Here is a 24,930-nt window from a genome sequence, read left to right as displayed (position 1 = left end):
TAACGGCATCAGCGAGCGCCTGCAAACACAGTCTGCGACGCGCGTAACCGGTCCCGAATGGCGCGCGCTTTCACTTGCGGGCCTCGGCTGGACCTTCGAAAGCTACGATTCCTTTCTGCTCTCGCTGTTGCTGCCCACGCTTGCGCTGCAATTTGGCCTTACCAAAGCGCAATTGGGCCTGTTCACGAGTATTACTGCAGCAGGACAGATCGTCGGCGGCATTCTGTTTGGCTATGTCTCCGACAAGCTCGGTCGCGTGCGCACCGCGTTGCTGTGCATCGGCATTTACTCGCTGTTTTCAGGGCTGCTCGCGTTTGCGCCGAACGAACACTGGTTCGCAGCGGCGCGGCTGTGCGGCGCGCTCGGCATGGGCGGTATGTGGACGGCAGGCGCGGCGCTGGTCGCGGAAACCTGGCACGCAAGCCGACGCGGTAAAGGCGGCGCGCTCATGCAGATGGGCCTCCCCGTGGGCGCGATCATCGCGATCACGGTTTCCGGCACGGTCAGCGGAATCAACGGCGGTCTCGCGCACGACGGCTGGCGCGTGCTGTTTCTGATCGGCGCGCTGCCGTTTTTCATCCTGTTCTGGGTCGCGCGCAAGACGCCAGAATCGCCCATCTGGCTGGAACGCAAGGCCGCAGCCCGCCTTCATGCCTCGCACAGCGAGCACAAAGCGCCGCAGCAAGACGCGAAACTCAACGTGCGCGGCCTGCTCGCGGCCTTCACGTTCATCTTCTTCCTGCAATACCTCTACTGGGGCGTGTTCACGTGGACGCCGACGTTCCTCGTAACGGTCAAGCATCTCGACTTCGTGCATAGCCTTAAATTCGTGCTCGCGCTCCAGTTCGGCGCAATCTCGGGGTTTCTGCTGTTTTCGGCTTTCGTCGACAGGCTCGGACGCCGCCCGATGTTCATCGCATATCTGCTGGTGGGTGCGGTTGCTGTGGGCGTCTATATCGTCAGCGCGAATCCGTGGCTGCTGATGACGGCGATCTTTCTGACTGGCTTCGGCGTGAACGGCATTTTTGCGGGCGCGGGACCGTTCCTCGCGGAAATCATCGGCGATACGGCCTCGCGCGGCTTTCTCATGGGACTCGCGTATAACGGTGGACGGCTTGGCGGCTTTATCGCACCGCTGGTGATCGGCGCGCTGGCTTCGACGTCGGGCGGCTTCACGATGGGTCTCGCCACCACGATCGTGGCGTTTCTCGCCGCCGCAATCGTCGTGCTGTTCGCACCGGAAACGCGCGGCAAGGCGCTGGCATGAGCGAGACGCAAGACAGCGCAACCCGCGCAGCAACCCGTACAAGCCTGCAAGACCGCCTTTTCCCCGCGCTCACGGAGCCTGCGCTGCGACGCTATGCCTGCGGACAGGTCGTTTCGGTGCTCGGAAGCTGGACGCAGAACATTACGCTCAACCTGCTCGTCTATCACCTCACGGGCATGGCGTCCGTGCTGGCGCTGCTGAACTTCCTGCTGTACGGGCCGCAGCTCATCGTGGCGCCGCTCGCGGGATCGCGCATCCGCTCGGGCAATGCGCGGCGCGCGACGCTCTGCGTGCTGGCCACGTCCACGCTGCTGACGCTCAGCCTGCTCACGCTCTGGGTGACGGGCGTGCTCGGCGTGAAGCTGATCCTGCTGCACGCGCTGGCCATCGGCACCTCGAGCGCGATCGAAACGCCTGCGCGCCAGATGCTGCTGGTGACGAGTCTGCGCGACCCGCGCCTGACGTCGAACGCCGTCGCCATGAACACCACGGTCTACAACGTCGGGCGCATGGTCGGGCCGAGCATCGCGGGCTTCGTCTATCCGGCGTTCGGTCCCGGCGCGTCGTTCGGCATCTATGCGTGCGCACTGGGCGTCATGGCGCTGTGCGTGCGCTCGATGCCGAGCGGTGGTGCGCCGCGTCCCGGGCGCGGCGAAAGCAGCCTGCGCGACGCCGTGGGCTACGTGATGTCCGACGCGTTTTCGGCGCGCTATCTGCCCATGCTCGCCTGCATGGGTCTGTTCGCCGCGAGCTATCAGACACTCGTGCCGTTGCTCGCCGATCACGCCTTTCACGACGCGGCGCGCTACACCGGACTGTTTTTCGCGGCAGCAGGCAGCGGCTCGCTGAGCGCGGCGATCCTGCTTTCGTCGGCATGGGGACCGAAGGCGAGCGCGCGCTGCATTGCACTCGCGCCCTGGAGCGCCGTGGGCGCGCTACTCGTGCTTGCGTCGACGAACGCCGCTGCGCTTTCGGTTCCGGCGTTCTGTCTGCTCGGCTTCAGCCTCACTTTTTCGGCGACATCCACCAACGCGACGATCCAGCAGCGCTGCCCCGAGCACGTGCGCGGCGGGCTCGTCGGCATGTACGGCATGGCTTACAACGGCACGATGCCGTTCGGCTATCTGCTCGCCGGCACCGCTTCCGAAGCACTCGGCGTGCGCGGCACGTTCAGCGTCATGGCGTGCGTGCTGGCCGCGTGCGCCATCGCCATCAACGTTTTCCATCACATCAGGCAGCGTCGCTCTGGCGCACAATAAACGCAGGAGACATCCATGCACATGCAAACCCGCCCCGACGCCACCGCGCTCGAGCAGCGCACCCTCCGCAAGGTGGTGTGGCGTCTCGTGTCCTTTCTTATGATCTGCTATCTGCTGGCGTTCATCGACCGCGGCAACGTCGGTATGGCGTCCTTACAGATGAACCACGATCTCGGCCTCACCGCTCGCGTATTCGGCTTCGGCAGCAGTCTGTTCTTCGTTTCGTACTTCTTCTTCGAAGTGCCGAGCAATATGGCACTGCAACGCTACGGCGCGCGCCTGTGGATCGCCCGCATCATGATTACGTGGGGTCTGATTTCGGCGGCGACGGCACTCGTCAGCACGCCGACGGCTTTCTACGCGCTGCGCTTTCTGCTCGGCGCGGCGGAAGCCGGCTTTTTTCCGGGCGTGCTGCTGTATCTGTCGTACTGGGTGCCGGCGCGCTATCGCGCGCGCATCGTCGCGACGTTCATGGTGGCGATTCCGGCCGCGAGCTTTATCGGCTCGCCCATTTCCGCGGCGCTGTTGCAGATGGACGGCTTCGCGGGACTGCGCGGCTGGCAGTGGCTGTTCCTCCTCGAAGGTATTCCAACCGTGCTGCTGGGCTTCGTGTGTCTGGCGCTGCTGACCAACAAGCCCGCCGACGCGCGCTGGCTCGACGACGAAGAACGCCAATGGCTTACCGCCGAAATCGCCAGCGAAGCACGTGCCCCGGCGAAGGTGGCGTCGATGCCGCTCACGAAGCTGTTCCGCAACCGCTATGTGCTGTGTCTTGCGCTGGTCGATGTCTGCGCTTCGGGCGCGGGCAGTACGCTGTCGGTCTGGCAGCCGCAACTGCTCAAATCGTACGGGCTGAGCGTGATGGAAACCGGCTTGCTCAATGCGGTGCCTTACGCGCTCGCATCGGTGCTGATGGTCTGGTGGGGCCGCCGTTCGGACCGTCGACAGGAGCGCCGCTGGCACACCGTGATTCCGATGCTCTTCATTGGGCTGGGCCTGTTCGGCACGTCGCTGAGCGGATCGCTCGTGCCGACCATGACGATGCTTTGCGCGGTATTGGTGGGCGCGTACGCGTTCAAAGGGCCGTTCTGGGCGCTCGCTTCCAGCATGCTGTCGAACAGCACAGCGGCAGCCGGGCTCGCCACGATTAACGCCATCGCCAATCTGCTGGGCGGCGGGCTGATGGTGAACGTCTACGGCTGGGTCAAGGAAGCCACCGGCAGTTATGCGCTCGCGCTGATGCCGCTCGGCATTCTCACGCTGGTGAGTGTCGTCACGCTGCTGCTTCTGAGCCGCACGGGCCGCCGTGTGCAGAACGAAATCGGGGTGGCGTGAGATGAGCAATTTCGATCGCCGCGCGTTCCTGAGCGTGCTGGGTGCGGGCGCGCTTGCCAGCGCGCTTCCGCTGCACGCCGACGCCATGGAAACCTGGTCCACCGGGACTGAAGCGCCTGCCTTTCGTCTGCCCGAAGGCGCCGTGGACTGCCACATGCATATCTACGACGACCGCTTTCCGAGCGCTCCCGGCACGCAATTGCGCCCGCCCAACGCGAGCGTCGCGCAATATCGCGCCTTGCAGCAGCGCCTGGGCGTGCGCCGCAACGTGTGCGTGACGCCCTCGACCTATGGCACGGATAACCGCTGTCTGCTCGATGCGCTGGCGCAATTCGGCGATAACGCGCGCGGCGTAGCCGTCGTCGATACTTCGGTTACCGATGCCGATCTCGCGCTGATGAACCACGCAGGCGTACGCGCGATCCGCTTCAATCTGAGCTATCCGGGCGCCACCACCATCGACATGCTCGCGCCGCTGGCCGCGCGCATCGCGCCGTTCGGCTGGCATATCGAACTTGTGGTGCAGGGCGCGAAACTGCCCGCGCTGGAAAAGCATATGAATGCGCTGCCCTGCCCGCTGGTGCTCGACCATATCGCGCATATCCCGCAGCCCGATGGGCTCGATTCTGAAGCGATGAAAACAGCGCGACGGCTTGTCGAAGGTGGCAAAACCTGGGTCACGCTATCGGGACCGTACGTCGATACGAAACTCGGCGGGCCCGCCTATGCCGATGTCGCGCCCGTGGCGAAAGCGTTCATCGCAATGACGCCCGAGCGTATGCTTTGGGGCACAGACTGGCCGCATCCGACGGAAAAGGCGACCAAGCCCGACGATGCCGCGCTGGTCGACGTAATCGCCTCCTGGATCGGGCGCGCCGACTGGCAGCAAATGATCTTCGTTGACAACCCGACGCGCCTCTATGGCTTCACTGCATAGCAGGTGAACCCGCGTACGCAAGATCATGGACGCTGACACGGCGACACTAATCGGCGCGGCGTCTGTCGCCGTCGGCACAACGAGCAGGGACGGTTTCCCCTTGCTGCTGACGTTGCTCGCAGTTACCCGCGTGCGTGCGAGCGAGGTTCTGTTTGCGCGGCGGCGCGCAACTGTCACGATCGAAAGGCTGCTGTATCCACTGAAACGGTCATTGGAAAACACCACGTCAACCGACCGATTTGGGTCGACCAGAGCCGTTCGCAACGTGCAGACGGGACGTGAATTCATCGTTGGCGCGTGCGTTCGCGAGCGACTAAGAGCCGGGCGACAATCCAGCCACTCACACTAATAAACACGATTCCGCCTCGTAGCAGACCTATCCGATCGGTCGTGAAAGCGTTTGGAAAAGGAGATCTGTTCTACGGCACGCAGTTTGCAGGAAAAGTCGCTGAAATAGCCGATCAGGAGCGCAGCGCAACATCGCTGAGTGGATCAAGGCGCTGAACATCGTAGCGCTCCCAGTGCAGAGCTTACGACGAGTGGAGATTGAAGGCCCGCCGATCCTGCTCGTCAACCGGGACGGTGACATCCACGCGTTGAGTGCAGATTGCCTGCACGCAGGCGCGCCTCTGGAGCAGGGCGCGCTATGCGGGCATCGCATCGTGTATCCCTGGCATAAAGCGGCCTTCGATATCGACGATGGCCGTTGGCTGGAGCCCCAGCCCTCGATGGTCTTTCGTCCTTCCCCATTCGTACCGACGACGGAGCCCTGCTGATCAAGCTGGAACCCTACAGCCCAGAATCGTGTCTCGTTCGAACTGACGTTCAGCTGCTGCGCGTCGCCATCATCGGAGGTGGCGCAGCGGGCGCTGCCGCAGCGGCCGCGCTGCTCCAAAACGGCTTTAACGGCACAGTGACGACGTTTGCCGCCGAATCCCAGGCGCCCTACGACCAAGCCTGTCTCAGCAAATTCGTGCCGGCAGGCGAAATGGCTCCGGAAGAGGTCCCGCCTCTTCTGCCAGAACACGCCATCAGCGACCCGCGCCTGCGGATCGAGCACGTCGAAGTCAAGCAGCGCGATGTTGTGACGAAGGTTGCGACCTTGGGCGACGGTCGCGAGGAAGCCTTTGATTCGGTGTTGGTCGCGAGCGGCTCGATCGCACAACGTCCCGATATCCCCGGTGCAAACCTTGACGGCGTCTTCACGCTGTGGGAGTTCGGCGACGCTGCCGGCAGCTTGCAGTCGCTAGAACCGGCTGACCACGCCATCATGCTCGGCGACAGTTCCATCGGCCTGGAAACCGCCGCCGCTGTGCGCAACTGCGGCATCGAAGTCACTGTCGCCGCACCCGGTGAGCGCTATCAGACACGCTTAAGACGTCTCATTCAGCACTGCACGATGAAAGCGACGATATTTTATGTTTGGCAGTAGTATCACTGTCAGTCAGATGTTATTTCGCTACTCACTATGAGTCTGATGCAGATACTTTACAATGCCCCGATAAATATACAAATTGCATAAATAATTCGGCGATTTTAAATTCAAAAACATACATCCAGAAAATTGCGAGACGACATGCATAAGACGACCATCATTTTTAAAACAAAGCTGGGTGGAATGACAACGCGCGTTGCCTTGATTTCTTCATGTACGCTGCTCGCGGGTTGCCCGCCTTTGATTGTGCCGAATCTGGAAACGCACGGTTACGACCAGATTTATAGCTTTCCAGCTCCCCCACGCCCGTGGCTGACATTGGAAAGCGATGGCGTCGCTCTGTATCAATATCAGAGTTGCGATAAGAAAGGGGAACTGTGTAGTCGTCAAAACATCGCAGCATTAAAAAGTGCAACTTCCCCTAACTGGAAAAATCTCCTTGAGTCTTACAAGATCAGTCAGAGTCTCCAGGGCGAAGGTGTTCCGATGTATCGCCCGCTCTCAGCATATGTTCCGGGAACACGCTACCGCTTAATGGGTTCATTTGGCTACTATCCTGAGATAATATTTCTGGATCCCGAGAAACTGGAAAACAATGATAGAAATGGTTGGCCCGTGCCGGACCTTCGCAGCGTGCAGATCGAAGACAGGAATTCACTTGCGCAGCCTGACTATATAGACGTACAACTGGTCATTTACGATGACGACCATCGCTGGATATTTATCAATACACCGAAGCTAAACCACGATACGCTAGATCGTCCCACGGCAGAATTCGTTCCCAGCAAGCTTTTCCACTTCGAAAATGCTGACGATCCCCGTTTGAATCAACCAATGGAACTCTTCTACTCTACGCCAGAGATGGCTTCCAGAGGCTACCGTGTTGTGTCGGGTAAAGCAGCGGAGTGGCGGGTTGATGCATACAACATGAAATTTCACGCCGAACAGATTGGAATAGCCGATATTACCTTCCCTTCCGCGCCGCTCAAACTAGATACGAGAACAACGAGTAGCACGACCGTAGCCGGCAATGCGACGCTGCTATGCCATTACAGTCATACCCAATTTAACCTGGGATGGATGGATGCGGGCGAGCGCGGTGGACCGTCCGAAGCCTATCGGAAGCGATGTGAGCCGTTTGTTGCGCAAGACGAAACTACCTCGACGCAGCAGTACCATTCCACTGTGTCGCTCTGGAAATAATCGCTGCTGCTAGTTTTCGGCGACACATCAAAGCTAAGGAGCCAACGATGCATAGAGATTTAAACCGCACTCGAGCGCAGCCGCAGACTGTTCAACATTGAATCTCACACCTGAAACGCGCGAGCCGTTCCAAGTTGCCTTGGGTGGACGCTGCGAGGGGTACCGCCGTCAGCTAAAATTGTAACTCACTGGACGGATTCACTATAGTTGTGACGTAATGCACAGCTAGATACCCCAAAGCGAAGATTTTAATTCGATATCCCAATCAGTTCAAATACGAATTGTTACGTGTGGCGGCACAACTCAACTAGATCTTACGATCTAAATTTAACCTAATTGTATTTATCGCAGTTTTGTATTGTAGTGGCTAAGTTAAAACGTCCGCTTTTGACCACGTTCAAATGTCCGCTTTCAGGTTGATCGTAAGCTGACCCGCCGCTGGAGATCCGGCGCTGGGAGCTTCGATGGCTGCAACGAAACGGATAACCATGACGATGCATGAACTGGACAGATATCCGTGAGCGCTACGCGGATTTCGGGCCAACGCTGGCCGCCGAGAAACTGCAGGAATGCCACGGCATCAAGCTGGCAAAGGAAACCGTCAGGAAGCTGATGATGCACGCCGGGCTGTGGGTGCCGCGCAGGCAGCGCCCGCCGAAGATCTACCAGCCCCGGGCGCGCCGGGCGTGCCTGGGCGAGCTGGTCCAGATCGACGGCAGCGACCATCGCTGGTTCGAGGACCGCGCGCCGGCCTGCACGCTGCTGGTCTACGTCGATGACGCGACGAGCCGGCTGATGCACCTGCACTTCACGGCCACCGAATCGACCTTCAGCTACTTCGAGGCGACGCGCGCGTACCTTGAACATCACGGCAAGCCGGGTGCGTTGTACAGCGACCGTGCGAGTGTGTTCCGCAATGTCAACCCAGGCAAGACGGGCAACCGCGTAACACCGTTCGGTCGCGCCATGTACGAGCTGAACATCGACACGTTCTGCGCGAACAGCAGTCCGGCCAAAGGCCGTGTGGAGCGCGCGCACCTGACGCTGCAGGATCGCCTTGTAAAGGAGTTGCGGTTGCGGGGAATCAGTTCGGTTAGCGAAGCGAATGCCTATGCGCCCTCCTTCATGGCGAGCTACAACGCGCGCTTTGCAAAGCCGCCGAAGCGTGACTTCGATGCGCATCGGTCGCTACGCGCTAACGAGAGTCTTGATGAGGTGCTCACGTGGCGGGAACTGCGCAAGGTCACGAAATCGCTGACGGTGCAGTACGACCGCGTGATGTACCTGCTGGACGATACGCAGGAGAACCGCAAGCTGATCGATCGGTACATTGAAGTCTGGGAGTATCCGGACGGACACATCGAGTTGCGTGCCGATGCGCGGAACCTGCCATACAGGCTGTATGACCGGCTGGCTGAAATCGACCAGGGCGCGGTCATCGAGCACAAGCGGCTAAGCCATGTGCTGCAGGTTGCGCAGGCGATCCAGGCGCAACGTGATAACAGCCGGATTGGCAAGGCTCCATCGCGTACACACCGAGGTGATGCGAGCCGGACAAGCCGTGGTGAAGCACAGGCGGGAAAGAAAAAGCAGCGCGCATTTACGCAGACGGATATAGAGCAGGCGATCACGGATATTGCGCAGCGCAGACAGGTCGATCCGGACGTCAATGCCCTGCCCGTTCAGGATCCTGCCTTCGAGAGGACAGGACGATTACTCCCCTGAAAAGCAGCGTTTGAGACGAGAAAAGCGGACATTTGAATATGGCTGGGAGGCGGACATCTCTATCTGGCCCCAGCATGTATGTAGGTCCCAAATCGAAAAAACCGCCACGAAGCTACGAAACGGCCCAGATTCCCTCGCTGTTCCCCAAATAGAAAAACGTTTGCTTCGCGCACAATAGCGCTCAAAGCCGGGAATTCGGCTATTTCAGGGGTGCGTCTACGGACGCAAGCAATACATCGAAATAAAATAGAAAGGTGACCGCCTTGATCGCTCGGATCGTGCTGCTATCGATTGCATCGTTGATGCTGGCGCAGATTGGCTTCCAATACCTCGACGCAGATTCGCCACGCTTTTCCGGCGATGCCACGTTCGACTCCGCGGCCGACGCGCCATCCGCGTGGCAAGACGATATCGAAGCCGGTCTGTCAACGAACGCAGGCGTTCCCCACGGTATCGCGCCGCGCGTGTCGATCCATCCACGCTTCGTCGATCTGGGCGCCGAGATCGCGCCTCATCTGCGTGACGCCATCTGGGCCTCGGATGACGTCACGGCATGGAACCCCGCTTATCCGCACGAAAACGAAACGCACTGGATCGATGTGGGCCTGGCAGCGCGTCTCGCGGCCGTCTGCACGCTGCTGACCGCCGTTCTATTCGCGATGCGCAGCTGGTGGCTGCGCCAGGTGCGTCAAGATCTGCTCCAGATGAGCGCGCTGCTGCAAAGATCGGCCGCGGCCAATTTCGACGTGCCTGAATATACGAATCACCGTCGGCAAGAACTGCGCGAACTGACGCGCGCGCTCGGCGACCTGTTATGCCGACGCAGCGGCGTCGCCGAAGACCAGTCGAGCGCTTTCGCCGCATTCCTCAAACTGATGGAAACGCACGCTGCCCGCCTGCGCGCCATCGCAACCAACGTCGGACGCTGGAATCTGCGCGTGGCGCTCATCGAGGACATCGACGTTTTCCAGGACGTCGCGCGGCAGTTTATCGATTCGACCGGCCAGGGTGGCGCGGATACTACGCCCGTGAGCGTAGATGCGTATCTCCGAGACCGCTTCCTTTACGGCGTGAATGCGGACGATAGCCGGATCGTGCTGCGGCTGGAGGCCGGCGCGGCGTTCGAGCTTCCGCGCGCCGCCCTCGCCCGCCTGATCGACAATCTCGTCGGCAATGCGCTCGCACATGGTGCACCGCCGGTCGAAATCGGCACGTTGCGCGGCGCGCGTAGCTGGACCCTGAGCGTACGGGATCATGGCGCCGGCGGCGCGGCGTTGATCGATGACACGGCCCAGACGGCGTCGTTGCGCGCTTCGCATGCCGTGAGCCGGGATTTAAGCGCGCATTGGGGTATCGGCCTGTCGATCGTCGGGCGCCTCGCGCAGCGTTGCAATGCGAAGCTCAAAATTGGCGATCATCCCGAAGGCGGCTTGTGCGTGCGCGTAATCGTGCCGACGGACGAGGCACAACCGCGCTGATTGCTGTTTTGTAGCGTGCGCTCAGCCCTGTTTGCGCGGGGCCGAGGTCAAGGCCAGCGCCGCACGCTCGACCGCGTCGGCGATACGCCGGGACAGCGCCGGGTCCGGTACGGCGCGCGCCAGCGTGACCCCGCCCGACAACATCGCAAGCAGCGCGATTGCCTTGTCGTCGCGTTCCGTTCCGGCTTCGTCGCCCAGCCCCGCCGAAACCGCCTCGATCAGGCGAAGCAACTCCCCCTCGTAGGCGGCGCGAGTTTCTGCGTCGGCACGAACCATCTCCGGCGAAAAGCTTGGCAGCGCGCAGCTTTCGCCGATATCACAGGTGCGCTTCGGGCCCAGGTAAAAGCCGATGAAGGTCTTCAGCCAGCGTTTGCCGTGGCTCGCCCGGAGGTCGGCAACCGCAAGCCGCAACTGCTCCATGCCCGCCAGCACCACCGTGCGGAACGCTTCGCTCTTGGACTTGAAGTGCCCGTAGAACGCGCCGTTGGTCACGCCCGCCTCCTTCGTCAGCCCGTCGATGCCCGAGCCTCCATAGCCGTCGCGCCGGAACAGTCGGCTCGCGGCATCGACGATGCGCTTGCGCGTTTCGATCTTGTGCTCAGCGGTATAACGCATGGGACCTCGCATTCGGAGCGACTGCTCTTTTTTCTTGCTTAAAGAGCAGTCAGTGTCTATACATAGAGAGCAGTCGCTACATATATACCACTAACTGCTGTCGCTTACCGATGAGGATCTGCCATGCCTATTACGCTGACCGTATCTGAGGGAGTGCTGTCCACCGAAACCGAAGCCCCGACCTTCGCCGCCTTGACACAGGCGCTGTTGAGCGTCGCCCAGCTCGAAGGCAACGCGTTCATGACGCCCAATGTGATCGGCACGCTTAATGTGATCCCGGCCGGACGGGTTTTCGCCGCCGGCAAGCCCGCCGCCGCCGCGTTTGTCGAGCTGACACTGCCGCAGATCGCGCTGGCGACGCCCGAAGCCAAGCAGGCCTTCACTGAAAAGGCGACCGCGATTCTCGAACGTGCAGCCGGCGGCCGTCTTACGCGCGATCACATCTGGACCAACATCGTTTATGCGGCGGATGGCTCGTGGGGCATCGCGGGCCACGCCCATAGCAACGCGGACCTTGTCGAGGCCATACAGGAAGCGGCCATCGGATAAACCGGTTCGGGCAGGAAGCGCGAGCGCCGCCGATTTAATCAGCAGTCCGATTTTTAAGGCGCGGGTGAAATTTCCTGCCCTAAGCGTTCGCGCGCTTGCCCAGCAGACGATTTGCGAGCCACTGCAACGCGCCGCAGAGCAGCAGATAAACAAAGCCGACAAACAGGAATATCTGCGCGGGATACACCATCAGGCGGTTGTTCAACTGATTGGCGAGAAAAGTGAACTCCGGCACCCCGACGATGTACGCCAGCGACGTGTCCTTGATGAGCGACACGCACTGATTGACGAACGACGGCATCATCACGCGCACGGCCTGCGGCAGCACCACCTCTCTGAGCGCCTGCCATCTCGTGAGACCCAGCGAAAGCGCCGCGTCGCGCTGTCCAGTGCCGATTGATTCGATGCCCGCATACACCGAATGCGAGAGATACGCGCCACCGATCAGCGCGAGCGCGCACACGACGGTGGCAAGACCCGGCACGTCGACGTGCAGCAGAATCGGCATCAGGAAGAAGGTCCAGAAAATCAGCATCAGCACGGGAATGGCGCGGAAGAATGCGACGATTGCCGTGAGCGCCAGGTGGGCCGCGCCGCGCGTCATCGCCAGCGCCACGCCGCCCGCTAGACCGATCATCGCCGCCAGCAGCGCGGACGCCACGGATAGCACGAGCGTTAACGCAACGCCGCCGAGCGGCCCCGCCGGAAACGAGCCCAGCAGCAGATAACGCAAGGTAGAGAGCCAGTCGATTCCCGTCACGCTCGACCTCGCGACAGTGTGCGCGTGCCGGTGCGCTGCCAGACGACCAGCGCCACTTCGATCACGGCAATCGTCAAGACGTAAAACACGGTTGCAATGCCGAAGGCCTGAAACGTCTTGAACGTTTCGGTATCCACCTGGCGCGACATATACGAAAGCTCCGCCACGCCAATCGCCATCGCCAGCGACGAATTTTTCACGAGGTTCATGTACTGTCCCGCGAGCGGCGGCGTGGCGATGCGCAACGCCTGCGGCAGGATCACGTAGCGCAACGTAGCCAATCGCCCCATGCCGAGCGCCGCTGCGGCGTGTGCCTGAGCGACGTTCACGCCGCGCATGCCGGCGCGAAATTCCTCGCCGATAAACGCCGTCGTATAGCACGTGAGCCCGATCCCGCCCGCCAGCAGTTCGAAGCTCGGCCAGCGCAAGGTGAGCGGTCCCCACGCGACGACGTGCGGGGTGTTGAGCCACGTCATCCAGTCCGACGGCAGCAACGCCGCCGCGCCGAAATACCAGAACAGCAGTTGCACGAGCAGCGGAGAATTGCGGAATACGAACACGTAGAGCGCGGCGGCATGCCTCACCACGGCACTGTGCGCCGTGCGCGCGATGGCCAGCACGAAGCCGAACAGAGTGGCGCACAGGCCCGCACAGGCGGACAGCAACACAGTGACGGCAAGGCCCTGTTCGAGCCACGCGAAGTACTTGGGTTCAAGCCAGGTATGCATGAATCAGGCAGCAAAAAACACAAAGCCCGGGCCGCTGGAAAGCAAGGCCCGGGTCGAATGGACAGCGTGACGGCTTAACTGTTTTTCTGCGGATCGCCGATCTTGAACAGACGCGGCAGCGGCGCGGCGCTCTTCGGGCCGAACCACTTGTCGTAGATCTGCGCGGCCTGACCATCGGCTTCGAGGTGCGTGAGCGTGGTGTTCACGGCGTCGAGCAGACGCGTTTCGCCCTTCGGCACACCCACGCCTTCATAGTCGTTCGAGATGGTGAACGCCGGAATCTCGTAGTTCGCCTTATCCGGCACGCGCGCGAGCAGCGCAACCAGTTTCGGGCCGTCCTGCGTGATCGCCTGCACATTGCCCGTGCGCAGCGCGGCGAACGCAAACGGCGTGTCGTCATAGGCCACGATGGTCGCGTTCGGGTATTTCGCGCGCACCTGCTGTTCGTTGGTGGTGCCCTTGTCGGCGCCGATGCGCAGGCCGTTGAGCTGGTCGGGTGACTTGAGTGCGCCCTTCTTCGCGATGAACTGGGTGCCCGAGGCGAAATAGGGCGTGCTGAAGTCGACTTCCTTCTTGCGCTCATCGGTGATCGTGAAGTTCGCAAACACCAGATCGACCTTGCCCGATTTGAGGAACGCGATGCGGTTCGCCGGGTTGGTCGGCTGAACTTCCAGCTTCACGCCAAGGCTCTTCGCGACGGCGCGCGCGTAATCCACGTCGAGACCGATGATCTGGTTGTCCGTCGAGTCAACGAAGCCGAACGGCGGATTGCTGTCGAACGCGGCCACGCGCAGCACGCCGGCCTTCTTGATGTCGTCGAGTCGATCGGCGTGCGCCGCATTCGATGCCACGGCGAGCAACGCCGTCAGCAGTGCGGGAAGCACTGCGCCCCTGATTTTCATCTTCATTGCCTGAATTTCCTTTTTGTTGGTTGCGTCATCGCACGTCGAACGCGGGTGGCACAGTCCGCACTCTAATGGTGCGGTGCGCGCAACCCAACCAAGTATTTCTCAGGTCGAAAGTCCAATCGAAGATTTGCGAACCCGCGAGAGAAGACGTCGATACCCCTCAAACCGGCGCAGCGCGAGGGGTTCAGCGTTATTGCACAGAGTGGGTTTCGCCCCGTTTTCCGATTGTTCGGCAAATCGCGCCACTCAATTCGTTTCATGCGCCTTTATCGCAGCGGCGCGACTGTCTAGATTTGCATGACGCGCCGGCAATCGCGTCACGCAAAGACGTCAAGCCGGTCTGGTTCATCGGAATGACTCACAGCGAGGTAAAACATCATGGGCAAGCTTTCAGGGAAGGTGGCCGTTGTCACTGGCGCGTCGAAAGGCATTGGCGCAGGGATCGCGAAGGCGCTGGCGGCCGAAGGCGCATCGGTCGTCGTGAACTACGCTAGCAGCAAGGCCGGCGCGGATGCCGTTGTGTCCGCAATCACCGCGGCGGGCGGCAAGGCGGTTTCCGTGGGTGGTGACGTCTCGAAGGCCGCCGACGCAAAAGGCATCATCGACGCGGCAGTCGAAACCTTTGGACGCCTGGACATCCTCGTGAATAACTCCGGCGTCTACGAATTCGGACCGATCGAAGAGTTCACCGAAGATCAATACCGCAGACAGTTCGACGTCAACGTACTCGGCGTGCTGCTCACCACGCAGGCCGCGTCGAAACACCTTGGCGAAGGCGCGAGCATCATCAATATCAGCTCCGTCGTTTCGACGATCACCCCTGCCACGACCGCCGTCTATAGCGGCACCAAAGGTGCAGTGGACGCCATCTCCGGCGCGCTCGCACGCGAACTCGGGCCGAAGAAGATTCGGGTGAACACCATCAATCCGGGCGTGATCGTGACCGAAGGCACGCAAAGCGCCGGCGTGATCGGATCGGAATTCGAAACGGCAGCAGTCAGCCAGACGCCGCTCGGACGCGTGGGCTCACCGGACGACATTGCGTCGATTGCGGTATTCCTCGCGTCGGACGACGCAAAGTGGCTGACGGGCGAGCATATCGTCGCCAGCGGCGGTATGCGCTAAAAGAAGTACGCGTATCGTTGCGGCTATCAGCAACGCTGCTTCGCTCAAACGGGCACGTTCGGCAAAAACGAACGTGCCCGTTTGACATTGGCGCAGCGCTTATTCGGCTGGAGTCACAGGCGGCTCGCTGCGCCGCAGCCGGACGAAGCCCACCTGCAAGCCAAACAGCTTGCCGATGCTGTTCAAAGACTCGACCGTTGGATTGCCCGTGCCGCGCTCGATGTCCTGGATCACGCGACGGCTGACGCCGCGATGAGCCGCGAATTCTGCCTGGGTCAAACCCGTCATCTTGCGCATCGCCTTCATGGCTTCGGCAATGCTCATATCGCCGCGCTCGATGCGCTCGTAGAATTCCCGACGCCGGGCATTCTGTTCTTCACGGCTCAAGGGTGTGCGGCGGGGCATAGCGGTTCTCTTGAAGTTACGGCGAATCCGGATGCAGCGCCTTGAGCTGCCGGACCTGCGTGTCGATGGAGGGCATGAGGAATTGCACGATGTCCTGATCGACGCCCTGCTCCGCCATGATGTCGGGCAGGCGTTCGACCTCCACGGCGAAGCGGCTCAATGCCGCGTCTAGCCGTTGACGCTCGCCGCCGCCCAGCGGTAGCGCAGCCAGCACGTCGCCCCACTCCGTCAGCTCGACGCGGGTCGAATCCGGCCGATACCATCTGAGCGTGCGGGGCACCAGTTCGGGGTCGAGATACATCGGCGCGAAATCGAACAGCGGCGTCAGTTGCACGCGGCCATCGACTAGCTGCACCGCCGTGTTGCGCGCGTGATTGTCGGTATTGCGCATGGCGAGGTTGAGCACGTCGCGTTTGATGAATTCAAGCGTTTCCGCAGCCGGATCGCTCGTCACCCTGCGGATCGCCGCCACGACCTCGAAAAGATCCGGACGCAGATCGAAGCCGCTGAGGCCCAGCAACGAGGCCACGCTTTCCTGGTGAAGCCGCTCGATGCGCCCGTCACGCACACGCCGGTCAAAGCGCGGGATCAGCAGCACGTCGCCGTGCAGGCTGGGCAGCTGATCGTGAGTACGGATGCCAATTGCGGCGGCCACCCGCATATAGGCCGCCTCGTTGTGGAGCACCTTGAGGTCGGCGCTCGCGCTGCCGCGTGGCAGCTTCGCGATCAGGTGCTGCGTTGCCTGCGCATCCGGAAGAACCGCATCGCCATGCAGCAGCCCGGCGTGGTCGCGGGTGAGCAGGTATTTCGGCGCAGCGCCCTGCACGCCCGTGGTGCCGGTGCCCAGCATGCCGTGCAGATACATGCGCTCCTTGAAATCGACACTACGCTCGACTACATCGTCGATCGACATGCCAGGCAGGCCACGCGCGTCGGGGTGGCGGCGCACGTGGGCCTCGAAATAGTCGACAGCTTGCGCGATACGGATACGACCGATGGGATTGAACGCGCCGGTGCAGAGGAGCGGGAAATCCGCATCAGGGCCGTCCTGCAGCTTGAGTTCGCCGAGCAGGAAGCGCCGGCCCGCGCCCTGCGGCACGAGGTCGTAGAGGAACGCCGGGAGCGTGCGCGCATAGCGGAACTCCGTGTCGACGGGTTCGACGAGCGACACCGGATCGTGGGTATGCTCGACCGCGTACATGACCTGAAAATCCCACTGGCATCGGCCCTCGCGCCAGTCGATCGCGGCGCAGTCTATCCACTGGTCATCGAGAAAAATCTGCAGGGCGCATTCCACTGCTCACCTCCTGTTTGCTTCATAAATGTAGCACAATCAGGAGGACGTCGTTCTAAATGCTTCTTTTAAGAAGCATTTAACAGATTGTGAGGTCGTGGCCGCCTGCGGGATCGCCTGGCGCTCGAAGCCGAAAAGCCGCCGTGGCGACGCCCATTGAGTTGGCGCTCGCGCCCACGATCGTTGTGCCCGCAATCATCGAACTCAAACGAAGGCCGCCGGGCAATCAGGCCGACGCGTGAGCAATCCTCCAGCCCAGCCGACCTGACTGTCTGCTTGCAGCGCTACGCGACGAGCCAGTAGTTACTCCGCTTGCGCTGATCCGGGTTGACAACTATGTTATTTCGATAAGCGCCGCATGGCGGCGCGCGTCCCCGGTCTGATTGCAGTCCCTGAAGCTTGACCTCCCGCCACATTCGTCAGAGGTACACCATGCGAAGACGTGGATTCCTGGTGTCGTTTGTCCTGCTCGTCGGCAGTCTTGCGATTGCGAAAGCCAAGGTCATCTGGGGCGGCATGCCATGGACCGGCGAAGCAGCGCCTGCGCCGCAGCCGGTCATCGCCAATGGCTGGAAGTTCTTTACCGCCGACGAAGCCGCCCTCACCGAAGCCATCGCCGACCGCCTGATTCCCACCGACAGCCTGAGCATCGGCGGCAAGGAAGCCGGCTGCGCCGTCTTTATCGATGCACAGCTCGCCGGACCTTATGGCAAAGGCACGTATCTCTATCTCGACGGCCCGCTCAAGCAGGGTCTCCCGCAAGCCGGTCCCCAGTTCGACCGCGGTCCCGCCGCGCGCTGGCGTGCCGGGCTGGCGGCATTCGACAGCGCCGTGAAAGCCAGGCCCGGCGGCAAGCGTTTCGTTGACCTCGCACCCGACGAGCAGGACGCGGCCATCCACGAATGGGAGGACGGCTCGCTGCAACTGTCCGGCGTGGATGCGAAACAGTTCTTCTCGCTGGTGCTCTGGAACGTCCGCGAAGGCTTCTTTTCCGATCCGATCTACGGCGGCAACAAGGACATGGCGGGCTGGAAGATGGTGGGTTTTCCGGGCGCGCAGTACGACTTTCGCGACTATCTCGACAAGCCTGGCCAGCCGCTTGGCATTCAGCCCGTGAGTTTCATCCGCAAGCAAACCTGATCGGCGAGTCTGCGCGGCGCGAGTGACGCCGCGCGTCTGCCCGCACGAGAACAAGGAGCGCCCAGCATGGCACAGAAGCGGCCCAAGGCAGATGCCGTCATCGTCGGTCTCGGATGGGCCGGCTCGCTGATGGCCAATGAGCTCACGCAGGCCGGCCTCAATGTGGTCGCGATCGAGCGCGGCAACTGGCGCGATACCAGCACCGATTTCCCCACCACGATCGACACCGACGAATTGCGCTACGCCCGCCGACGCGAATTGCTGCAACCGCTCAGCGTAGAGACCATGACGTTCCGCAACCGGCCCGACCAGGAAGCACTGCCCCTGCGCGATCTGAACACCTACCAGTTCGGCTGGGGCGTGGGCGGCGCGGGCACGCACTGGAACGGCATGACCTGGCGCTTCCTGCCGACCGATTTCGTCACCTATACGAATACCGTCGAAAAATACGGGAAAGCCCGTTTCGTCGATGGATTGCAGGTGCAGGATTGGGGCGTCACGTATGACGAACTCGAACCGTTCTACGACAAGTTCGAACGTATCGCCGGCACATCGGGCAAAGCGGGCAATGTGCAGGGCCAGAAAATCGACGGCGGGAACGTGTTCGAAGGCCCGCGCAACCGCGACTATCCGCTTCCGCCGCTCGCCCGCACCCAGGCGGCGCTGCTCTTCGACAAGGCGGCCCGCGACCTTGGCTACCATCCGTTTCCCGTGCCCGCGGGCAACACGTCAGGGGCGTACACCAATACGCTCGGCGTAAAGATGGCGCCGTGCACGTATTGCGGGTACTGCGAATTCTTCGGTTGCGGCAACTGGTCGAAAAGCAGCCCGCAGGCCTGTGTCGTCCCTGCGTTGATGGCACGTAAAAATTTCAGCGTGATCCCCAACGCGGAAGTGCTGCGCGTCAATCTCACGCCCGACAAAAAGATGGCCACAGGCGTAACGTTCATCGACAACGACGGCCAGCAATGGGAACAGCCCGCCGATATCGTCGTGCTGTCCGCGTATCAGTTCGACAATGTGCGCCTGATGCTGCTGTCGGGCATCGGCAAGCCTTACGACCGCGATGCGGGCCAGGGCGTGGTGGGCCGCAATTACGCCTATCAGACGATTTCGGGCGCATCGATCTGGCTCAAGGATCAAAACCTCAATCCGTTCATCGGTGCGGGCGCGCTCGCGCAGGCCATCGACGATTTCAACGGCGATAACTTCGACCATTCGAATTACGACTTTATCGGCGGCGGCGTGGCGCTGATTCACTCGACCAACGGCCGCCCCATCGGCATGTCCTCGGGCGTACCCAAAGGCACGCCCACATGGGGATCGGCGTGGAAACAGGCCTACCGCAAGGCGTATCAGAACTTCAACTCGATTTACGTGATGGGCAACAGCTATCCCCATCGCGATGTCTTTCTCGATCTCGATCCCACCTACCGGGACCGTCACGGTCAGCCGTTGCTGCGCGTGACATTCGACTGGAACGAGAACGACAAGCGATCGGCGAAATTCATGGCCGATAAATCGGAGGAAATCGCCCGCGCGATGAATGCCGAAACGATCGAGCGCTCCGAGCCCACGGCCCAGCCTTACACGCCAATGACGAACCTCTCGTCGCACACGACAGGCGGCGCGTGCATGGGCGCCGATCCGGCCACCAGCGCGGTCAACAAATATCTGCAAAGCTGGGATGTGCCGAATACCTTTGTATGCGGTGCGTCGGCGTTCGCGAACAATGGCGGCTATAACCCCACCGGCACAGTCGCCGCGCTCACCCTTCACGCGGCTCAGGCAATCCGCGATCACTACCTGAAGGCGCCCGGCGCGCTGGTGCAGGTGTAGGCCATGGCGCGCACTCCTGATACCTCCTCGCCGCGCGGCGCACGCCTCGGGCGACGCATCCTGATGGTTCTGGTTCTGCTGATCGTGCTGGCCGTAATCGTCCTTGGCGGCCTGGTGGCGTGGCGTAGTTCGCAGCGGAACGCACAGCCCGCGGATTCGGACCTGCTCAAACGCGTGGTCCAGTTCGGCGATACGGACGGCAGCGCCGCGACCGACCCCGTCAAGCGCGGCATGTATCTCGCCCGCGCCGGTGACTGTATCGCCTGCCATACCGCACAAGGCGGCAAACCGTTCGCGGGCGGCCTCGGTTTGAATACGCCGTTTGGCGTGATTGTTTCCAGCAATATCACGCCCGATCCGCAATACGGCATCGGCAACTGGACCGACGCGCAGTTTCTCGACGCGGTGAAGAACGGCGTCGCGCCGCACGGCAAGCTGCTTTACCCGGCGATGCCGTATAACCTCTACGCGCGTGTCACCGACCGCGATCTGCTCGATATCCTTGCTTACCTAAAGACCGTGCCGGCCGTCGCGGAAGCGCCGCCGGACAACCAGTTACCGTTTCCCTTCAATATCCGGCTCATGATGTTCGGCTGGAATCTACTGTTCTTCAATCCCACGCCGTTTCACCCGAATCCCGGGCAATCGGTCGAATGGAATCGCGGTGCGTATCTGGTCGATGGTCTGGGTCATTGCACTGCCTGCCACAGCGGCAAGAACGCGCTGGGCGGCGACACCGATTATCTGCAAGGCTACGACCTGGAAGGCTGGCATGCCCCGGAAATCACGGGCAACCGCTATGTCGGCATCGGAACATGGAGCGACGACGATTTCGTCGCTTACCTCAAGACCGGTGGCAATCGCGTAAGCGTCGCGGCGGGGTCGATGGGCGAAGCGGTGTCGAATTCCACGCAGTATTTGAGCGCCGCCGATCTGAAATCGATCGCGCTTTATCTCAAATCTCTGCCTGGCTCGGGCTCGGGCGCGAGCGCGCCGCAGCCACTTGCCGCGACCGATCCGGCGATGAAGCTGGGTAGCGAACTGTATCGCACCAACTGCATTGCCTGCCACAAGAGCAATGGCGACGGCGTGGATACGATGGTGCCGTCGCTTGCGAACAATCCCGGCGTGCGTGCGGCGGGCGCCAATAACGTGCTTCGGACGATGCTCGTAGGCGGGCGTGGTGCGGCAACAGCCAGCAATCCGACCAGCGCGCAGATGCCCGCTTTTGCGTGGAAACTCTCGGACGCCGACATTGCCGCCATCGCGACGTTTATCCGCAATAGCTGGGGAAACAGCGCCGCTGCCGTCGAGGCGACCCAGGTTGGCTCACTGCGCTCCAGCCTCAAGGCGCAGTCGTTCGCGGGCATGAACGCACCTTGAGAACCCCGGCGGGGAGCCGGTCAGAACGACATGTCGATACCGAGCATGCCGACAAACTGCGTGCGCGTTGACGATGGCGTCAGGTTTTGTGAATCGCCCACTGCGGGTGCAGCGTCGACGACATTCCCGGCGCTGTCCAGCGTCTGGCCGCTGGCGTGCTGCCATGCTTCGAGCGCATAGAGCCGCGTGCGCTTCGACAGTTGATAGCCCTGCTTCAAGGAAAACTGCGCATAACGCGCCGCATTCGATATCCCGTTGCTTCGCGAGGCGAGCGTATATGACAGGCCTGCCGCCAGATCGATATCCGGAACGGCTTGCCAACGCACGAACGCACCATAGGTATTGAACGACGCCGTATCGGCAAACAGCGAACGCGTGCCAGGCAAATAGCGCACATTGGAATACATCAGCCCGACTCGCACCGAACCAGAATCGTAAATACCAGCCAGTGCGATATCGCGCATCGACCGCGCCGTGTAGTAGCCCTCGTTCACCACCGACTCGCCGAAAGAACCACTGGACGATGCATCGAACGCCGCGCTCGTCGTGCTGGTGAATGCGTTGTCCATGTCGAGATAACCCGCCGCGAACGCGAACGGGCCATGTGAATAGCGCAGTGCGAGACTGATCGTCTGCCCACGGCCCATCGTGCCCGCAACGCCACCGAAAGCATACATGCCGGCCGCCTGCAAACCGCGCCATTGCGGCGACACATACATGGCGGCGTTACTCGCGCGCACCGTCGTGTCCATGCCGTCCAGGTCGCCCGGATGCGCCCCCGCCGCTCCCGTCAATGCACCCACCGACGAAAGCGATCCAACGAAAAGATAATAAGGCGTGTACTGGCGACCCAGCGTGGCGCTGCCGTAGCGTTCGCTGGAGAGCCCGACATACGCCTGCCGGTTGAATACCGAGCCACTGGAGGCAGCGTCGCCATTGTTCAGGTCAAAGCCCGATTCGAGTACGAATATCGCGCTGGTGCCTTCGCCGAGAATCTCATTGCCTTTCAGGCCCAGCTTCGACGCATACAGGTTGCCCTGCCGAAGATAAAGATTCGCGTGGCCTTTCTGGTTGCTCACGTAGGTGATGGCATCGTCGGCCACGCCGTATAGCGTGATGCTGCTTTGCGCGTGCGCCGGAATAGCCGCTGCGGCCGCAACGACGATCAACGCCTTGACGGAAGCGCTGCGATAATTGCTCTGCTGATTCATTCTATTGGGGTAATGCTGGCACCGGAGCAGCGGCGGGCCATGAGTCGTGTGGCGCTCGCCGTGGGTGTGTCGCGGCTGCCAGGCGTGTGCCAGGCGTAAAGCCACATGGCCAGAGAAGGCGAAAATTCGGACCAACAAAAACGCGCGCCGCTCAGTAGCGCGGCGCGCGTTCGATATCGGAAAACAGGTAGAGGCAGCCGGTTGTCGGCGCCCTTCAGATCGCTTTAAGTGTTACTTTCCGCTGACTGCACTGTTGATGGTGTCGAGTACCTGGCGCAGTGCCCTGGCATCCACCTGACCCGGCGCAGATGCTTCGCCAATCATGCCAAAGGTCAGATCGGAGCCGAAAACCTGGCCGGAGAAGCGCGACACCGCGCCCAGTCCGCCCATCGACATCGTCAGCAGCGGCTTGCGCGAATACTGGTCGCGAATCTGTTCCGTTGCATCGAGCAGTTTGAGCACGTCCGCCGCGTTATGCGGCATGACCGCAATCTTCAGGATATCCGCGCCCATCTTGTCCTGCTCGCGCAGACGCGACACGATCTCTGCCGTGGGAGGCGTCTTCCTGAAATCGTGGCTGGACATCACCACCTTGATTCCCGCCGCGTGGGCCGCAGCAACGACCTCGCGCACGACGGACGGTTGACGGAACATTTCCACATCGAGAATATCGATGAAGTGCGCCTTGATCAGCGCCATGTAGAGATCGCCGTATTCCTTATCGGTAATCTCTTTCGAACCGCCTTCCGTTTTCGTGCGGAAAGTCAGAATAAGCGGCTTGCCATTCGCGGCTGCGGCAACCTTCTTGCCGAGTTCGGCCACTTGCGCCGCATCCGTATCGAAATTCAGGTAGTCGATGCGATATTCAATAATATCGACGTCGGGATTGCTGCCAATCGCACGCGCCTGGGCCAGCACTTCCTCGGCCGTGGAGCCGGTCGTCGGAACAATGATCTTCGGTGCGCCCTGACCAATCACGACATTGCGAATGGTGATCGGCACCGCGTGCTGCTGGGTGACGGCCGCCGCGGGCGCACTGGTTGCCGCCGACGCAGGCGCCACCATCGCCAGCCCCTGAATACCGAGCAACATCGAAATCGAAATAACCGTCTTGCGCACATTCATTATCTGAAACTCCTTTCATCTATCCGGATGCCTGGGCATCTTTTCTCGCCTGACTGCCGCGATAAGTCGGGCGCAAGCGTAACAAAGACGCCGCGAAATCGCCGTCACGAAAGATGAAGGATTCTTTAGCTATCAATGCGAAGAAACGCAGTCGTGCCTGTAGTCAACCGCAAGTGATTTCTCCGCCGCATTCAGATCTGCAGGATAAACGCCATTATCGGAGCCCGGCGCGTAGCCGCGCGCCTCAAGCTCGGACAGTTCCTTCATCAGGTCAGCGTGCGTGACGCCGCCCACCGCCTTCTTGAATGGATACGACAGACATTGCTGATGCGAGAGACCTGGCGCGGCATTTGCAGTGAAACTCGCGGTGAGGATAACAACGGCCGCTGCGAGACGGGGCAAGCTTGATTTAAGGTTCATGATTGGAATAGTTCTGAATTCGAACCCTTAGACTATCCGATGACGCCCTGGAAGCTGCCTCCCCAAAAGTTAAAGATAATTTAGGCTGCTAACCCGGCAGCAGGTTTGCGCGTCACTGAATATCCATTTCCGCGCGATACCCGACGCGCGGAATGCCGATCACCCGAACGAGCGCGTTCGCCTTCAGAAAGCGGTCGCGCAACCGGCACACCAACCGGTGAAGCGATGTCGAATCCACCTCGACATCGCCGAACACATAGTCAACCAGTTCGGCATGACGAACCGCCTCGCCGGGATTGCGCAGCAGGCGATCCATCAACAGATACTCGCGGCGGCGCAGCAGTAGCGCGCTTCCGTCACTGCATAGCAAACTTCGCCTCGACGCTGAAAGAACAGGCTGACGCGCTATCCCACCGTGTGGATCCACCTTGTTGATATCTTTGCCCGATCGCGTGATCGCATGCAGGCGCGCATGGAGTTCGGTGTATTCATACGGCTCGCCAAGACAGATATCCGCCCCGGCCTCCAGCGCCTCGACACGCGTTTGCACGCTGCCACGCGATTCGATGATAACCAGCACCGTGCTCGCGGGTCTCACGGCAAGTGTGTGAGCGGCCTGTTGCGCGTCCGCGTTGGCCAGGACGATGACGACATCGATGCATTCGGTTCTGGCAAGCCAGGCCGCATCGTCGAGCGAGCCGAGTTCCACCACGCTATGGTTCGACTCTTCGAGCGCCCTGGCCAGGTAGCGCCGTCGCTGCTCGCCACCGACACAAAGGATGCGCATGC

23 protein-coding genes are annotated in these 24,930 nt (G+C 61.3%); 13 read left to right on the top strand and 10 right to left on the bottom strand.

The annotated features are described in order from the left end of the window. Nucleotides 1–7: 7 nt before the first annotated feature. The 8 genes from F3J17_RS03970 (at nt 8) to F3J17_RS03930 (ending at nt 10,639) form a co-directional block, all read left to right on the top strand. On the top strand, nt 8–1,267 hold the full coding sequence (locus F3J17_RS03970; RefSeq protein WP_345891135.1) for an MFS transporter: 1,260 nt from the start codon (nt 8–10) through the stop codon (nt 1,265–1,267). Continuing rightward, complete coding sequence (locus F3J17_RS03965) at nt 1,264–2,526, top strand: MFS transporter (RefSeq protein ID WP_167053952.1); 1,263 nt, start codon at nt 1,264–1,266, stop codon at nt 2,524–2,526. The genes F3J17_RS03970 and F3J17_RS03965 overlap by 4 nt, the downstream gene beginning before the upstream one ends. Nucleotides 2,527–2,547: 21 nt before the next feature. Then, complete coding sequence (locus F3J17_RS03960; RefSeq protein WP_167054505.1) at nt 2,548–3,861, top strand: MFS transporter; 1,314 nt, start codon at nt 2,548–2,550, stop codon at nt 3,859–3,861. Nucleotide 3,862: 1 nt separating this feature from the next. Continuing rightward, the gene (locus tag F3J17_RS03955; protein ID WP_167053950.1) at nt 3,863–4,798 is read left to right on the top strand and encodes an amidohydrolase family protein; all 936 of its coding nucleotides are present in this window, start codon (nt 3,863–3,865) and stop codon (nt 4,796–4,798) included. A 706-nt stretch (nt 4,799–5,504) separates the two neighbouring features. Continuing rightward, entirely contained in the window at nt 5,505–6,230 is a 726-nt protein-coding gene (locus F3J17_RS03945; protein ID WP_167053946.1) for an FAD-dependent oxidoreductase, read from the top strand. A gap of 144 nt (nt 6,231–6,374) precedes the next feature. Then, on the top strand, nt 6,375–7,436 hold the full coding sequence (locus F3J17_RS03940; RefSeq protein WP_167053944.1) for a hypothetical protein: 1,062 nt from the start codon (nt 6,375–6,377) through the stop codon (nt 7,434–7,436). Between the two features lie 498 nt (nt 7,437–7,934). Continuing rightward, on the top strand, nt 7,935–9,161 hold the full coding sequence (locus tag F3J17_RS03935) for an ISNCY family transposase (protein ID WP_240160746.1): 1,227 nt from the start codon (nt 7,935–7,937) through the stop codon (nt 9,159–9,161). 263 nt (nt 9,162–9,424) lie between these two features. Beyond that, nucleotides 9,425–10,639: a sensor histidine kinase gene (locus F3J17_RS03930; protein ID WP_167053942.1), complete on the top strand. Its 1,215-nt coding sequence runs from the start codon at nt 9,425–9,427 to the stop codon at nt 10,637–10,639. A gap of 21 nt (nt 10,640–10,660) precedes the next feature. Here F3J17_RS03930 and F3J17_RS03925 read toward each other — a convergent pair whose 3' ends face one another. Continuing rightward, complete coding sequence (locus F3J17_RS03925; RefSeq protein WP_167053940.1) at nt 10,661–11,254, bottom strand: TetR/AcrR family transcriptional regulator; 594 nt, start codon at nt 11,252–11,254, stop codon at nt 10,661–10,663. Between the two features lie 123 nt (nt 11,255–11,377). Here F3J17_RS03925 and F3J17_RS03920 point away from each other — a divergent pair, with 123 nt between their 5' ends. Then, on the top strand, nt 11,378–11,803 hold the full coding sequence (locus F3J17_RS03920) for a Tautomerase enzyme (protein WP_167053938.1): 426 nt from the start codon (nt 11,378–11,380) through the stop codon (nt 11,801–11,803). A 79-nt stretch (nt 11,804–11,882) separates the two neighbouring features. On the opposite strand, the gene F3J17_RS03915 is transcribed toward F3J17_RS03920, so the two are convergent. The 3 genes from F3J17_RS03915 to F3J17_RS03905 all read right to left on the bottom strand — a co-directional run bounded on the left by F3J17_RS03915 (nt 11,883) and on the right by F3J17_RS03905 (nt 14,199). After that, nucleotides 11,883–12,563, bottom strand: coding sequence for an amino acid ABC transporter permease (locus F3J17_RS03915; RefSeq protein WP_167053936.1), 681 nt, complete (start codon nt 12,561–12,563; stop codon nt 11,883–11,885). Further along, the gene (locus tag F3J17_RS03910) at nt 12,560–13,291 is read right to left on the bottom strand and encodes an amino acid ABC transporter permease (protein ID WP_167053934.1); all 732 of its coding nucleotides are present in this window, start codon (nt 13,289–13,291) and stop codon (nt 12,560–12,562) included. Before F3J17_RS03910 ends, F3J17_RS03915 begins: the two co-directional genes overlap by 4 nt. A gap of 74 nt (nt 13,292–13,365) precedes the next feature. Further along, a complete protein-coding gene (locus tag F3J17_RS03905; protein WP_167053932.1) occupies nt 13,366–14,199 on the bottom strand; it encodes an ABC transporter substrate-binding protein in 834 nt (277 codons plus the stop codon). Between the two features lie 378 nt (nt 14,200–14,577). On the opposite strand from F3J17_RS03905, the gene F3J17_RS03900 reads away from it, so the two are divergent. Then, nucleotides 14,578–15,324: a glucose 1-dehydrogenase gene (locus tag F3J17_RS03900; RefSeq protein WP_167053930.1), complete on the top strand. Its 747-nt coding sequence runs from the start codon at nt 14,578–14,580 to the stop codon at nt 15,322–15,324. Between the two features lie 99 nt (nt 15,325–15,423). Here the strand turns inward: F3J17_RS03900 and F3J17_RS03895 are convergent, their stop codons facing one another. Both F3J17_RS03895 and F3J17_RS03890 read right to left on the bottom strand, forming a co-directional pair. After that, complete coding sequence (locus F3J17_RS03895; RefSeq protein WP_167053928.1) at nt 15,424–15,729, bottom strand: helix-turn-helix domain-containing protein; 306 nt, start codon at nt 15,727–15,729, stop codon at nt 15,424–15,426. A gap of 16 nt (nt 15,730–15,745) precedes the next feature. Next, a complete protein-coding gene (locus F3J17_RS03890) occupies nt 15,746–17,026 on the bottom strand; it encodes a HipA domain-containing protein (RefSeq protein WP_345891125.1) in 1,281 nt (426 codons plus the stop codon). 429 nt (nt 17,027–17,455) lie between these two features. Here F3J17_RS03890 and F3J17_RS03885 point away from each other — a divergent pair, with 429 nt between their 5' ends. The 3 genes from F3J17_RS03885 to F3J17_RS03875 all read left to right on the top strand — a co-directional run bounded on the left by F3J17_RS03885 (nt 17,456) and on the right by F3J17_RS03875 (nt 21,385). Continuing rightward, nucleotides 17,456–18,163, top strand: coding sequence for a gluconate 2-dehydrogenase subunit 3 family protein (locus F3J17_RS03885; RefSeq protein WP_167053926.1), 708 nt, complete (start codon nt 17,456–17,458; stop codon nt 18,161–18,163). A 66-nt stretch (nt 18,164–18,229) separates the two neighbouring features. After that, nucleotides 18,230–20,002 carry a GMC family oxidoreductase gene (locus F3J17_RS03880; RefSeq protein ID WP_167053924.1) on the top strand — a complete coding sequence of 591 codons (1,773 nt, stop codon included), beginning with the start codon at nt 18,230–18,232 and terminating at the stop codon, nt 20,000–20,002. 3 nt (nt 20,003–20,005) lie between these two features. After that, nucleotides 20,006–21,385 (top strand): c-type cytochrome, encoded by a 1,380-nt coding sequence (locus F3J17_RS03875; protein ID WP_205194602.1) that lies wholly within the window; start codon nt 20,006–20,008, stop codon nt 21,383–21,385. Between the two features lie 20 nt (nt 21,386–21,405). Here the strand turns inward: F3J17_RS03875 and F3J17_RS03870 are convergent, their stop codons facing one another. The 4 genes from F3J17_RS03870 to F3J17_RS03855 form a co-directional block, all read right to left on the bottom strand. Beyond that, nucleotides 21,406–22,596: a porin gene (locus tag F3J17_RS03870; RefSeq protein ID WP_167053922.1), complete on the bottom strand. Its 1,191-nt coding sequence runs from the start codon at nt 22,594–22,596 to the stop codon at nt 21,406–21,408. 231 nt (nt 22,597–22,827) lie between these two features. Next, complete coding sequence (gene aroD / locus F3J17_RS03865) at nt 22,828–23,721, bottom strand: type I 3-dehydroquinate dehydratase (protein ID WP_167053920.1); 894 nt, start codon at nt 23,719–23,721, stop codon at nt 22,828–22,830. 132 nt (nt 23,722–23,853) lie between these two features. Beyond that, a complete protein-coding gene (locus F3J17_RS03860; RefSeq protein ID WP_167053918.1) occupies nt 23,854–24,141 on the bottom strand; it encodes a DUF4148 domain-containing protein in 288 nt (95 codons plus the stop codon). Nucleotides 24,142–24,253: 112 nt separating this feature from the next. After that, nucleotides 24,254–24,928 carry a winged helix-turn-helix domain-containing protein gene (locus F3J17_RS03855; RefSeq protein WP_167053916.1) on the bottom strand — a complete coding sequence of 225 codons (675 nt, stop codon included), beginning with the start codon at nt 24,926–24,928 and terminating at the stop codon, nt 24,254–24,256. Nucleotides 24,929–24,930 lie beyond the last annotated feature (2 nt).

This window comes from Burkholderia sp. Ax-1719, assembly GCF_011753055.1.
In the GTDB taxonomy this organism is placed as follows: domain Bacteria; phylum Pseudomonadota; class Gammaproteobacteria; order Burkholderiales; family Burkholderiaceae; genus Paraburkholderia.
Note: the sequence above shows the minus strand (reverse complement) of the source record. Positions and strands in the feature narration are given on the sequence as shown.

Bases quoted from the DNA above. Each gene is read 5' to 3' on its own strand.
- F3J17_RS03880 (WP_167053924.1), top strand. From the start codon at position 18,230: ATGGCACAGAAGCGGCCCAAGGCAGATGCCGTCATCGTCGGTCTCGGA.
- F3J17_RS03885 (WP_167053926.1), top strand. From the start codon at position 17,456: ATGCGAAGACGTGGATTCCTGGTGTCGTTTGTCCTGCTCGTCGGCAGT.
- F3J17_RS03860 (WP_167053918.1), bottom strand. From the start codon at position 24,141: ATGAACCTTAAATCAAGCTTGCCCCGTCTCGCAGCGGCCGTTGTTATC.
- F3J17_RS03875 (WP_205194602.1), top strand. From the start codon at position 20,006: ATGGCGCGCACTCCTGATACCTCCTCGCCGCGCGGCGCACGCCTCGGG.
- F3J17_RS03955 (WP_167053950.1), top strand. From the start codon at position 3,863: ATGAGCAATTTCGATCGCCGCGCGTTCCTGAGCGTGCTGGGTGCGGGC.
- F3J17_RS03855 (WP_167053916.1), bottom strand. From the start codon at position 24,928: ATGCGCATCCTTTGTGTCGGTGGCGAGCAGCGACGGCGCTACCTGGCC.
- F3J17_RS03925 (WP_167053940.1), bottom strand. From the start codon at position 11,254: ATGCGTTATACCGCTGAGCACAAGATCGAAACGCGCAAGCGCATCGTC.
- F3J17_RS03910 (WP_167053934.1), bottom strand. From the start codon at position 13,291: ATGCATACCTGGCTTGAACCCAAGTACTTCGCGTGGCTCGAACAGGGC.
- F3J17_RS03960 (WP_167054505.1), top strand. From the start codon at position 2,548: ATGCAAACCCGCCCCGACGCCACCGCGCTCGAGCAGCGCACCCTCCGC.
- F3J17_RS03920 (WP_167053938.1), top strand. From the start codon at position 11,378: ATGCCTATTACGCTGACCGTATCTGAGGGAGTGCTGTCCACCGAAACC.
- aroD (WP_167053920.1), bottom strand. From the start codon at position 23,721: ATGAATGTGCGCAAGACGGTTATTTCGATTTCGATGTTGCTCGGTATT.
- F3J17_RS03965 (WP_167053952.1), top strand. From the start codon at position 1,264: ATGAGCGAGACGCAAGACAGCGCAACCCGCGCAGCAACCCGTACAAGC.
- F3J17_RS03905 (WP_167053932.1), bottom strand. From the start codon at position 14,199: ATGAAGATGAAAATCAGGGGCGCAGTGCTTCCCGCACTGCTGACGGCG.
- F3J17_RS03870 (WP_167053922.1), bottom strand. From the start codon at position 22,596: ATGAATCAGCAGAGCAATTATCGCAGCGCTTCCGTCAAGGCGTTGATC.
- F3J17_RS03935 (WP_240160746.1), top strand. From the start codon at position 7,935: ATGAACTGGACAGATATCCGTGAGCGCTACGCGGATTTCGGGCCAACG.
- F3J17_RS03895 (WP_167053928.1), bottom strand. From the start codon at position 15,729: ATGCCCCGCCGCACACCCTTGAGCCGTGAAGAACAGAATGCCCGGCGT.
- F3J17_RS03940 (WP_167053944.1), top strand. From the start codon at position 6,375: ATGCATAAGACGACCATCATTTTTAAAACAAAGCTGGGTGGAATGACA.
- F3J17_RS03900 (WP_167053930.1), top strand. From the start codon at position 14,578: ATGGGCAAGCTTTCAGGGAAGGTGGCCGTTGTCACTGGCGCGTCGAAA.